Raw genomic sequence first — 11005 nt, 5'->3', positions numbered from 1 at the left:
TAAGTTGCAAAGCAACCAAGAGGCCGGGGTCATGTTGCGGGCAACCTTAAAGAGACGCCCTCTTTCAGTCAAACATTCTTACCCCATTTTGTGACGGATAGAGTGGTAGTCGAGTGGGTATTAAAGCAGGATCTCGAAGGCTCTTTAGTTACGTGAGAGCCTGCTTGAAATATCAACATTACAAGGAGTTGCGATGCTACATGCAATCCTGCATGGCAAGGCTGGGCGCATCGAGCGGGAAGGGGAATCCCTGCGCTGGCGCGACCTGTTTAAAGGCAGCGAAGATCTGCTGACCGCCACTTTCTTTGGCCGTCTGTCCCACCTCTCGGACGGTGCTCTGGGGGCTGTGCTGCGCTTTCTACTCGGTGACAATCCGCTAGACCCGGCCACCTTTCAACGGTTGGAGCTGTGGCCAAAACTGGCATCGCTGCAGGATCGCCGTTATGTCGAGCCCGATGTGCTGCTCCACTTTGACGACGCGCTGGTGGTTATCGAGGTGAAGCCCCCGTTCGGTGGGGTCCAGTATCGGGAGCAGTGGCTGGCCCAGGTCAAGGCTGTGGTCAGTGAAGCCGAGTTTGATGACTATGAAAACCGGCTCTATTACGTGGCGCTTGGCAATATCCCTATCGCCCCGCTGATTTGCCCAGAGCTGCCCGAACGCTTTGTCCAGATGACCTTGCGTGAATGGGACCCACTGCGCCGCTACCTGCAAGCCTCCAACGAGTTTGAATCCTGCCGTCAGGACCGCGCTATTCGCGATGAGTGGCTGCAGGCGTTTGAGCTGTTTGGGATGGCCCCGGTGGTACCTGAATGGGCGCCGTTGTTTGCCTACGCAAGGCGGCTGGATCTGGATTGCGGGGTGATGTCAGAGCGGGAAACTCCCCCACCGGCTGAGCAGACGGGTTGGGCAGCTCTGCTCGACTATGCCGGGACATTGCACCTATCTCGCCCCGATTTCTCCTTTTTGAATCACTGACTTTGGCTAAGGATGCCGTCATGCAACACGATCTTGAACAGACCAACCAGCTGGTTACCCAACTGCAACAAGCCCACCGACTCGCCGCCGGTTTCTACCAGCGAATCCTCCCGCTATTCGATCAGATCGCCAGCCAGGCGCTGGACGCCGAGTTCTGGTATTGGGAGCCCAGCGAAAATAGCCGCCCCTGCCGCTCGGGAACCCGCCCATCCAGCAGTTGGGCATGGGACTATCTGCCGCTGTTCGCTTCTACCCATTGTTACCGTGATTGGGGTGGCGATACGGCTGAAAAGGGAGATTTCTCTCTGGCTTTCCGCCTCTATATGGATAGCGATTTTCGCCATACCTCAGCGCTGCGTGCAGGAATAAAAGGCCAGCCAGACCCTCTGCAACTTGATGGTCAAGCCGTCGTGGAAGTGAGTTTGTTCCGTTGTCTGGAGGATAGCGACAAGCATTTCGATGAGCTGTGGCGCACGGTGCCTTGGCCCCTTCATCAACCGGATTGGAAACAAAGCGAGGAGTGTGGCCAGCTCGCCTTGTGCTCCAATCATGTGCCGCTCGCCCAGTTGCTTGCCGACCCTGATAGCGTTGCCCGTTGGATCGAAGAGATGAGCCATCGTTGATCCTGTGGTTGGCTTGGGATAGCCAACCTAACCTGGTGGAGCCTGATGACTTTACTGGCGGTTTCTCGCCAAAATTTCACATGTGAAATTTTTTTCTATTTCATTTGGCTCTACTAATCCCCCTGCCTGTTTCCATCTTAAATTTCACATGCGAAATATTTTTCAGAAAACGCTGTAGGTGCCCAAAACGGGCAGTTACAGAGGCGAGGCTGAACGAGTCTGCATCTTATGATCGCTCATGACACATCACGATGTTATGGGAGGACATATGAATGCTCATTTTCAGTTCACGACCGACAACCTTCTTACCTATGAGGAGGTTTGCGCGGTCACTCGACTGTCTCAGCCGACATTGCGTCGGTATGTAAAAGCCGGGCGCTTTCCCCAACCGATCAAACCCAATCCAGCTGGAAAAGCCGTTCGATTCCGGGCCGCCGACGTGCGTCGCTGGATGGCTGAGCTGTGATAGGGAGGTGGGATGGAATTTCGATTGACGGATGATGGATTGGAGTGCCTGGACCGGGACCGATGGTTGCGGGTTGGCAGTTGGATCCGGGTGTCGGCCAGAACACGGGACGCTTCATATAAAAGGGGATTTGGTGCCCTGGTCCAGTGGCGAAACCTGGATGGTGTAGTGCAGCAGGAGGTGATTTTCAACCGTGTGCTCTTTGGGGAGCAGTCGCGACAGATCCGCGAAAAACTGCTCGACTCTGGTTATTGGCTGGAACCATATCCACAAAGCTGGCCTCGCCTGCAGCTCTATCTGATCCGGGAAATGGCAAAGGCGCCTACCGGTATCTGTGTGGAACGCACAGGGTGGCATGAACGGGCATTTGTCACACCGGATTGGTCTGTGGGTTCGGCTGGGGAACCCCATTTTTATGCTGGCCAGCTGGGTGACGTGAGGCCGCAGTGCTCAGGCTCATTGGCTCAATGGCAGGCAAATGTCGGTGAACTCTGTATCGGTAATCCGATGATGATGTTTGCTGTAGGCGTGGCGCTGATGGCACCTCTCCTATATCCCGCTACCTTGGAAAGCGGGTTATTTCACCTGGTGGGCCATTCATCCACAGGGAAAACGACCCTGTTGGCGGTCGCCGCATCCGTCTATGCAGGACATCTGTTTGTGAGAGGGTGGATTGCTACCGCCAACGGCCTAGCGGCAGTGGCCGCCGAACAGCATGACATGCTGCTGCCACTGGATGAAATCGGTATGGCTAAGCCTGAGGACGTGGATGTGATCATCTACCACCTTGTATCCGGGGCCAGTAAGTTGCGCGCCACGGAGAGCGGTAGTCTCGCTAGATCAACCCATTGGCGCACACAGGCATTGAGCTCTGGGGAGATATACCTGTCTGAGATTTTTGCATCGTTGGGCAAAAGGCCACTGGCCGGTCAGCAGACCCGACTGATCGAGGTTCCGATCTTTGGCAGGTATGGGGCATTTGATGAATTGCACAGCTTTCAGAGCTCACAGCAGTTTGCCGATCACATAAAGATTCAGACAGGCCAATATCACGGTAGCTTGTTTAAGGAGTGGCTGCATTTGCTGACATCCACCGATGAGTTATCTCGCTATGTCACAGGGGAGACTCAGCGGCTCACCGACCTCTGGCGTACAAATCAAATGTCCTCCCAGGTTGTCAGGGTGCTAAGGCGGTTTGCGCTGGTTGCTACGGCCCTGGCGTTGGCATCGCGCAATTTTCTAGTGCCCTGGGAGGAGGATGAATCCATCGCATCTGTACGAGCCGTGTGGCTGCAATGGCTGGCTGCCAGAGGCCATGTGATGAACCTGGAAGAACATCAGGTGTTGGCACGTTTGAAAGCGCTGTTGCCGAAATGGGAGAGGGGATTGCAGGCATTAGATCAACATCGCACCGTTTCGTCGCTGGGATACACCCGAGAGGTCAGTGGCGAGCGGCAGTGGCTGATCGATAAAAATCAGTTTCTGCAGCAATTGGGCTTGCCTGGCCAGTACATGCGGGAGGTGATGCCGCTGCTGCAGCGAGAGTGGTTTGCCACCAATGAGCCGGAGCGAGCAACACTGAAGATCATGATTCAGGGGAAATTTTATCGTTTCTTTGCCCTGTGGCCGGATCGCATTTATGCGGGAATACAGGAGTTGGCTGGCGATGAATGAATGTTTCCCACTTTCCCATTTTTCCCAGCGCTGTTTTGAGGTGTCATACCATGGATAAATCTCTATTTGCGGCTCCGAATGATGAAATGAGAGCTCAAGTGCTTCACTGCTCTGGCCAATGTGAGCGGTTGGTCCGAGAAGCGGATCGCCGAGCCATTACTGGCGTTACTCGAACGCTGTGGTGGAAGATGGAGAGGGAGGGGCTGGCGCCAAAGCGGGTGAGACTGAGCATCCATTGTGTTGCCTGGCGACTGTCTGATCTGCTTTGGTGGATTGAGCAACGCAAGGCTGCCTAGAGGTAGAGTTGAGCCCCTGTTATGGGGCTCTTGTATTAACTAACTGACTTCATCAAGCTTGGCACCAGTGTAGTTGACCGGGCCATTGACGATGGGGGCCAACCATTCACCGAGTTTTATGTGTGCCTCTGTGCGCTCTGCAAAGTAGGCATGGCGGTTGTAGATTTCATCAACACGACTCCCCGCTTGCTGGTTCAAGCAGCGCTTGGCGAGGGCATCATCAAATCCCATTTTGCCGAGCATTGTCCTCGCGGTACCGCGCAGGTCATGAACGCGTCGTTTATCAAACGAGAAGAAGTTCTGTTCGAACAACTTTTTGATTGCATGATTCAGAGTGTTTTCGCAGACATGGGGTGTTCGAGCCTGCTTGCTGATCCTCCTGGCCGGGAAAACCCACTCACTGCCACAGCTACGAATTTTCAGCTCTTTCAGCCAGGACATGGCAGGTTCACCGAGTGGAATGTCGATAGACTTGCGCTTTTTGGTGCGCTCTTTGGGGAGATGCCAAACCTTCTGCTCCAGATCAAACTCGCTCCATGGCGCAGCCAGCAGCTCCATTTTTCTTGTGCAGGTAGCGATCAGTAGGGCACAGGCCAAGTAGTTTTCACGACTGAACTGGGCCGGGATCGCACGAAGCTTGGTGAAAAACTCGATCACCTCCGGTTCTGTCATTGGATAGTTGGCGGCCCGCTCTGGCCCACCTGCATCTCTGGGGCGGAATGGACTGGCAGGATTAAAGCGAGTGACATCCAGCTTCATACCATGATCAAAGGTACGTTTGAGCATACGCATCACATCATTCGAAATGGTCGGTCTTGGTGGTTTTCCGCCATATCCGTTGGTGATATCGCGCAGGATTTCACTGATATCCAGCGGCCTGATTTTATCTAGTTCAAGATGACCGATGCGCCCGGCGATCTCACGCTCATAGAGGCTGCGCTCTTTTTCATATGAGGTTATTTCGCGTTTGCGTAACTGGTGATAATCCTCAAAGAGGTCGTTCAGTGTCTTGAACGGGTTCCTGTTGATCTTGAGGCGAACCTGAACCGGGTCAACACCATCGCGCTTGATGGCCAGCCGCAGCTTGGCCGCTTCGTCACGGGCATCAGCCAGAGACCAGTCGGATACCTGACCTATGGTGTACTCTCGCCGAAGTTTTGTCGTGGGCGTGGTGTAGCGCAGCATCCAATAAGCTTCACCGCGAGCAGGGGTCATCAGGTATAGTCCGTTACCATCGGCATGCCGGACGGCGGATTTTTCCTTGATCAGTTTTTTGACTGTTTTGTCGTACAGCTTACCCATTTTCCTGCCTTAAAAAATTGGGGAGTACAATTTCGCTAGCAAAACTATAGCGAGATTGAACTCCCCAATCTACTACCCACCACTACCCAAACTAAAATGCGTTTGGATGAATGCTGTGATTTTCAAAACAAGAAAAGCGCTTGATTTTAATGGGGTTACTATCCTGTTCGGATAAAGAAAACCATCATTCAATATTTTGGATCTGCTCGCGCATCTGCTCGATGAGGACTTTCAGCTCGACGGCGGACTGGGTCACTTCGGCGTTGATGGACTTGGAGCCGAGGGTGTTCGACTCGCGGTTGAACTCCTGCATCATGAAGTCGAGGCGACGGCCACAGGCGCCACCCTTCTTCATGATCTTGTTGGTTTCGCTGATGTGCATCTCCAGACGATCCAGCTCTTCGGCCACGTCGATCTTCTGGGCCAGCAGCACGATCTCCTGCTCGATGCGGGCCGGATCCAGCTCGACTTTGGCTTCGGCCAGGCGGTCGGTGAGCTTCTGGCGCTGCCACTCGATGATCTGCGGCAGATGGACGCGCACCTTCTTCACTTCCACCTGAATACCGGCCAGACGCTGTTCGATCAGCGCCTTGAGGTTGGCCCCTTCGCTGGCGCGGGAAGCGAGGAAGTCTTCCATGGTCTGGTCAAAACCGCCGAGCAGCTCGGTGGCGACCGCGTCCATGTCCTGCTCGGCGGCAGCCATGACACCCGGCCAGCGCAGCACGTCGACCGGATTGAGCTGGCCCTGGCCTGCTTCTTTCATTACCCAGTTGGCGCTGTCGATGATCAGCTTGGCCAGCTCTTCATTGATATGCAGCTGCTTTGCATCGGCTTGAGCGGCTTCAAAACGCAGGTTGCACTCCACCTTGCCGCGCTGCAGCTTGGCGCGGAAACGCTCACGCAGTACCGGCTCCAGGCTGCGCAGTTGCTCCGGCAGGCGAATGTAGGTTTCCAGATAGCGCTGGTTTACCGAACGAATTTCCCAAACGGCTGTGCCCCAGTCGCCCTTGAATTCCTTGCGGGCGTAGGCGGTCATGCTGTGAATCATTGATTGTTCCGGGCTTGATGAAGTGTGCGGCCAGTATACTCAGCCCGGCCCTGCTCGTCAGCCGATGCCGTGGTTTTAGCGGCTGATATTTGGGGCGGGATCACTTATAATCCCCCGCCAATTTGAGCCAGCCCAGAGGTCCGTTCCATGTCACGTCCCAGCGATCGCAGTGCCGCGCAACTTCGCCCGGTTACCATTACCCGCAATTTCACCAAACATGCAGAAGGCTCAGTGCTGGTGGAGTTCGGTAACACTCGCGTGCTCTGCACCGCCAGCGTCGACACCAGCGTTCCGCGCTTCCTGAAAGGGAAGGGGCAGGGTTGGGTCACTGCCGAGTACGGCATGCTGCCGCGCTCCACCCACTCCCGCATGAACCGCGAAGCGGCCTCCGGCAAGCAGAGTGGTCGTACCCTGGAGATCTCCCGTCTGATCGCCCGCTCCCTGCGCGCGGCGGTAGACCTGACTGCGCTGGGCGAGCACTCCATCACCGTTGACTGTGATGTGCTGCAAGCCGATGGCGGCACTCGCACCGCCTCCATCACCGGTGCCTGTGTGGCGCTGGTGGATGCGCTGAACTGGATGGTCGAGAAGGGCATGATCAAGCAGAGCCCGCTCAAGCAGATGATCGCCGCCGTCTCCGTCGGCATGTATCAGGGCGAAGCCATCTGCGATCTGGAGTACATCGAGGATTCCGCCGCCGAGACCGACATGAACGTGGTGATGACCGAAGATGGCCGCATCATCGAGGTGCAGGGCACCGCGGAGGCCGAGCCCTTCACCCATGAGGAGCTGCTGGCGATGCTGGGGCTCGCCAAGGGCGGCATTGAAGAGATTATTGCGCTGCAGAAGCAGTCACTCTCCTGATTTTACAAACGCGGCATTGGCCGCGTTTTTTTATACCCCCACACAAGACAACGACAAGCCAAGCAAGGAGCCAGAATGAAAGCCTACCAGCGTCAATTTATCGAGTTCGCCCTGGAAAAACAGGTCCTCAAATTCGGTGAATTTACCCTGAAATCCGGTCGTAAAAGCCCCTACTTCTTCAACGCCGGTCTGTTCAACAGCGGCCGCGATCTGGCCCGCCTCGGCCGCTTCTATGCCGCCGCCCTGATGGATGCCGGCATCGAGTTCGATGTGCTGTTTGGCCCGGCCTACAAGGGGATCCCCATCGCCTCTGCCACTGCAGTGCAGCTGGTGGAGCAGCACGACGTGGATGTGCCCTGGTGCTTCAACCGCAAGGAGGCCAAGGATCACGGCGAGGGCGGCAATCTGGTGGGCAGCCCGCTCAAGGGGCGCATCATGCTGGTGGACGACGTTATCACCGCTGGCACCGCCATCCGTGAATCCATGGATCTGATCCAGGCCAACGGCGCCTCGCTGGCGGGCGTGCTGATCGCGCTGGACCGTCAGGAGAAGGGCAAGGGCGAGCTCTCTGCCATTCAGGAAGTGGAGCGTGACTATGGCGCCCACATTATCGCCATCATCCAGATGAGTGACCTGATTGCCTATCTGGAAGAGAAGCAGGCCGAGCAGCCGGAGCTGGCAGCCCAACTGACGGCCATGAAGGCTTATCGCGCCCAGTACGGCATCTGAGTTGCCTCTCACGCCGCGCAATAGCTGAATGTGGCGCCCGTTTGCTCTCTGGCAGCAAACGGGCGCCGTTTTTTTTCATTTGCAAAAAGTGGATCATGTGGCTTGAGCTTGCCCTTACAGTAAAGGTTAGGGTTTGCCAGTCGGCGTTATGTGGTGCCGACGGGTTCCCGGGAGGAGCAGCATGACGACCCAACAGCAACACCCCATTCATCTGCAATTGCCACTCAGTGGCATGAGCTGCGCCAACTGTGCCAGCCGCATCGCGGCCAGCCTCAACAAACTCGACGGGGTATCGGCCACCGTCAACTTCGCGCTGGAGCAGGCGGCCATCGAGCTGGCCAGCCCCGATCGCCTGCCTGTGGTGCTCGACACTATCAAGAGTCAGGGTTACGACTACGGCAGCGAGACCTTTTTGTTTCAAATTACCGGCATGAGTTGCGCAGGTTGTTCGGCTCGGCTGAACAAGATGCTGGCGGCGCTGCCTGGCGTCATCTCCGCCGAGGTCAACTTCTCCATCGAACAGGCCCGTATCGTGCTGGTGCCGGGGGCACAGAGCCCCGCCGCTCTGCGCGAGCAGATCGAGGCGCTCGGCTTTGGCGCCAAACTGGCGCAGGGTTCCGCCAGCGGCCGCCGCCAGCAGTTGCTGGAGCGGGAAGCGCAGGAGGCCGCCACTGCCCGTCAGGCGCAGACCCGGGTCATCGTCTCGGCTTTGCTCACTATGCCGCTGCTGGTGGGGATGCTGGCCATGGCCGGACTGTTCCCCTGGCATCTGCCCGCCTGGCTGGAGCTGCTGCTCGCCACCCCGGTGCAGTTCTGGATTGGAGCCCGCTTCTATCGTGGCGCCTGGCTCGCCTTCAAGAACCGCGCGGCCAACATGGATGTGCTGGTGGCGACCGGCACCAGCGCCGCCTACTTCTACAGCCTCTATCTGTTGCTGACTCTGGGCATGGCTGCCAGCGGCCAGCTCTATTTCGAGGCGAGTGCCATCATCATTACCCTGATTTCCCTCGGGAAGTTGCTGGAGGCACGGGCCAGACGCAGCACCCAGTCCGCCATTCGCGAACTGATGGCGCTGCGGCCGGAAACCGCCTCCGTCTGGCGCGGCGAGAGTTGGCAGAGCGTCGCCATCGACGAGGTGCTGCGCGGTGATCGGCTGCGGGTGCTGGTGGGTGAGCGGGTGCCGGTAGATGGCAAGATAGTGAGTGGCGCCAGCGAGCTGGATGAGTCGATCCTCACCGGCGAGAGCCTGCCGGTGCCGCGCAGCGAGGGCGACAAGGTGTTGGGCGGTGCCATCAACCGCTCTGGCGTGCTGGAGATCGAAGCCACTACCGTGGGGGAGGACTCCAGCCTCAGCAAGATCATCGCACTGGTGGAGAGCGCCCAGATGGGCAAGGCCCCGCTGCAGCAACTGGTGGACAAGGTCTCCGCCGTGTTTGTGCCGGTGGTGATGGCCATCGCCCTGTTTACTCTGCTGGTGTGGTACGCCATCAGCAATGACTTCGCGCAGGCGCTGCTGGCGGCGGTGGCGGTGCTGGTGATCGCTTGTCCCTGCGCGCTGGGGCTGGCGACACCGGCGGCCATTGTCACCGGCACCGGGGTGGCGGCGCGCCACGGCATCCTGATCAAGGATGTCGATACCCTGCAAAAGGCCCACGCCATCAAGGCGCTGATCTTCGACAAGACCGGCACCCTCACTCAGGGCAAGCCGGTGCTGGCGAGCTGGAGCGGTACAGCCGAGCAGCTGCGCCTCGCCGCCGCCCTGCAACAGGCGAGCGAACACCCGCTGGCGCTGGCGATGCGCGAGGCGGTCGGCAACGGTGCGACATTGCCTCAGCCGGAGGCGGTCGAGGTGCGGGTCGGTGCCGGCATAGTCGGTCAGGTGGCGGGTCACTCGGTCGCCATCGGCAATTCATCTCTGCTGGCTCAGCTCGGCATTGATCAGCCGCAACAGAATGAACAAGCTGCCGATGGGGCGACCCGGGTTTGGGTGGCCATCGATGGCACGGTCGCCGGCATCGCGGCGTTGGCCGATACCCTGCGCCCCGAGAGTGCGGCAGCCATCGCCACCCTGCGCCAGCGCGGCATCGCCAGCTGGCTGGTGAGCGGCGATGCGCCAGCGCCGGTGGCCCATATCGCCGCCAAGCTGGGGCTGGACGGAGCATTCGACTCCGTGCTGCCAGCTGGCAAGGTGGAAAAAGTGGAGGCGCTGCGGGCGCAAACCCGCGGGCTGGTGGCCATGGTGGGGGACGGGGTGAACGACGCCCCGGCACTGGCGGCGGCGGATGTCGGCATCGCCATGGGCTCCGGCTCCGACGTGGCGATGGAGACCGCCGCCATTACTCTGATGCGATCTGATCCGCGGTTGGTGGCCGATGCCATCGACATTTCGGCGGCCACCTGGCGCACCATTCAGCAAAATCTGTTCTGGGCCTTTGTATTCAATATCATCGGCATTCCGCTGGCGGCGCTGGGCTACCTCAGCCCCGAGCTGGCGGGGGCGGCCATGGCCCTGAGCAGCATCACCGTCTTGAGCAATTCCCTGTTATTGAAACGCTGGCAGCCCAGAGCGGCGCACGGGCCAGCATCCAACCCGATCAGTAAGGAGGCATAAATGAACATCAGCAAGGTTGCCAAGGCCACGGGGCTGACCGCCAAGACCATCCGTTACTACGAGAGCATCGGCCTCATCACCGCCCCGGTACGCAGTGACAACGGCTACCGCAGCTACACCGAGGGGGCGCTGCGCGAGCTGCGTTTCGTCAAGCGGGCGCGGGAGACCGGCTTCAATCTGGAGGAGTGTCAGGAGCTGCTGGCGCTCTATCGCAACGAGCACAGAACCAGCGCCCAGGTGAAGAAGCTGGCGCAGGAGAAGATCGTCGATCTGCGCACGCGCATCGCCGGGCTGCAGGCCATGCTCAGCTCGCTGGAAGGGCTGGTCTGCTGCTGCCACGGGGATGAGAATCCCGAGTGCCCGATCCTCGACGAGCTGGAGAAGGGGTGAGCAAGGGCTCACCGTCCAGCGCAGGG

General features: G+C 58.4%; 11 protein-coding genes. 9 read left to right on the top strand and 2 right to left on the bottom strand.

Annotated features, from left to right (window positions below; translation table 11 throughout):
* Positions 1-193: 193 nt before the first annotated feature.
* From PG888_RS08360 to PG888_RS08340, 5 genes are all read left to right on the top strand, one after another.
* Complete coding sequence (locus PG888_RS08360; protein ID WP_257711483.1) at positions 194-976, top strand: hypothetical protein; 783 nt, start codon at positions 194-196, stop codon at positions 974-976.
* 20 nt (positions 977-996) lie between these two features.
* Positions 997-1599 (top strand): hypothetical protein, encoded by a 603-nt coding sequence (locus tag PG888_RS08355; protein WP_257711484.1) that lies wholly within the window; start codon positions 997-999, stop codon positions 1597-1599.
* 268 nt (positions 1600-1867) lie between these two features.
* On the top strand, positions 1868-2065 hold the full coding sequence (locus PG888_RS08350) for a helix-turn-helix transcriptional regulator (RefSeq protein WP_270693235.1): 198 nt from the start codon (positions 1868-1870) through the stop codon (positions 2063-2065).
* Between the two features lie 12 nt (positions 2066-2077).
* A complete protein-coding gene (locus PG888_RS08345; RefSeq protein ID WP_257711486.1) occupies positions 2078-3739 on the top strand; it encodes a DUF927 domain-containing protein in 1662 nt (553 codons plus the stop codon).
* Complete coding sequence (locus tag PG888_RS08340) at positions 3736-4035, top strand: helix-turn-helix transcriptional regulator (RefSeq protein ID WP_001103055.1); 300 nt, start codon at positions 3736-3738, stop codon at positions 4033-4035. The genes PG888_RS08345 and PG888_RS08340 overlap by 4 nt, the downstream gene beginning before the upstream one ends.
* Positions 4036-4074: 39 nt before the next feature.
* Here PG888_RS08340 and PG888_RS08335 read toward each other — a convergent pair whose 3' ends face one another.
* Together PG888_RS08335 and PG888_RS08330 are read right to left on the bottom strand one after the other, a co-directional pair.
* On the bottom strand, positions 4075-5337 hold the full coding sequence (locus PG888_RS08335; RefSeq protein ID WP_270693234.1) for a tyrosine-type recombinase/integrase: 1263 nt from the start codon (positions 5335-5337) through the stop codon (positions 4075-4077).
* A 184-nt stretch (positions 5338-5521) separates the two neighbouring features.
* Entirely contained in the window at positions 5522-6385 is an 864-nt protein-coding gene (locus PG888_RS08330) for a YicC/YloC family endoribonuclease (protein WP_042655877.1), read from the bottom strand.
* 147 nt (positions 6386-6532) lie between these two features.
* On the opposite strand from PG888_RS08330, the gene rph reads away from it, so the two are divergent.
* The 4 genes from rph to cueR all read left to right on the top strand — a co-directional run bounded on the left by rph (position 6533) and on the right by cueR (position 10979).
* Positions 6533-7249: a ribonuclease PH gene (gene rph, locus PG888_RS08325; RefSeq protein ID WP_042655878.1), complete on the top strand. Its 717-nt coding sequence runs from the start codon at positions 6533-6535 to the stop codon at positions 7247-7249.
* A 75-nt stretch (positions 7250-7324) separates the two neighbouring features.
* The gene (gene pyrE, locus PG888_RS08320) at positions 7325-7978 is read left to right on the top strand and encodes an orotate phosphoribosyltransferase (RefSeq protein ID WP_203120137.1); all 654 of its coding nucleotides are present in this window, start codon (positions 7325-7327) and stop codon (positions 7976-7978) included.
* Between the two features lie 181 nt (positions 7979-8159).
* Positions 8160-10589: a heavy metal translocating P-type ATPase gene (locus tag PG888_RS08315; RefSeq protein WP_270693233.1), complete on the top strand. Its 2430-nt coding sequence runs from the start codon at positions 8160-8162 to the stop codon at positions 10587-10589.
* A complete protein-coding gene (gene cueR / locus PG888_RS08310; protein WP_042062472.1) occupies positions 10590-10979 on the top strand; it encodes a Cu(I)-responsive transcriptional regulator in 390 nt (129 codons plus the stop codon).
* Positions 10980-11005 lie beyond the last annotated feature (26 nt).

It is taken from the genome of Aeromonas sp. QDB23 (assembly GCF_027707745.1).
GTDB classification, from domain to species: domain Bacteria; phylum Pseudomonadota; class Gammaproteobacteria; order Enterobacterales; family Aeromonadaceae; genus Aeromonas; species Aeromonas allosaccharophila.
This window is presented reverse-complemented; position numbering and strand designations above follow the sequence as displayed.

What these genes read in the sequence shown, in the direction of transcription:
- PG888_RS08360 (WP_257711483.1), top strand. Translation starts at nt 194, where the DNA reads ATGCTACATGCAATCCTGCATGGCAAGGCTGGGCGCATCGAGCGGGAA.
- PG888_RS08355 (WP_257711484.1), top strand. Translation starts at nt 997, where the DNA reads ATGCAACACGATCTTGAACAGACCAACCAGCTGGTTACCCAACTGCAA.
- PG888_RS08350 (WP_270693235.1), top strand. Translation starts at nt 1,868, where the DNA reads ATGAATGCTCATTTTCAGTTCACGACCGACAACCTTCTTACCTATGAG.
- PG888_RS08345 (WP_257711486.1), top strand. Translation starts at nt 2,078, where the DNA reads ATGGAATTTCGATTGACGGATGATGGATTGGAGTGCCTGGACCGGGAC.
- PG888_RS08340 (WP_001103055.1), top strand. Translation starts at nt 3,736, where the DNA reads ATGAATGTTTCCCACTTTCCCATTTTTCCCAGCGCTGTTTTGAGGTGT.
- PG888_RS08335 (WP_270693234.1), bottom strand. Translation starts at nt 5,337, where the DNA reads ATGGGTAAGCTGTACGACAAAACAGTCAAAAAACTGATCAAGGAAAAA.
- PG888_RS08330 (WP_042655877.1), bottom strand. Translation starts at nt 6,385, where the DNA reads ATGATTCACAGCATGACCGCCTACGCCCGCAAGGAATTCAAGGGCGAC.
- rph (WP_042655878.1), top strand. Translation starts at nt 6,533, where the DNA reads ATGTCACGTCCCAGCGATCGCAGTGCCGCGCAACTTCGCCCGGTTACC.
- pyrE (WP_203120137.1), top strand. Translation starts at nt 7,325, where the DNA reads ATGAAAGCCTACCAGCGTCAATTTATCGAGTTCGCCCTGGAAAAACAG.
- PG888_RS08315 (WP_270693233.1), top strand. Translation starts at nt 8,160, where the DNA reads ATGACGACCCAACAGCAACACCCCATTCATCTGCAATTGCCACTCAGT.
- cueR (WP_042062472.1), top strand. Translation starts at nt 10,590, where the DNA reads ATGAACATCAGCAAGGTTGCCAAGGCCACGGGGCTGACCGCCAAGACC.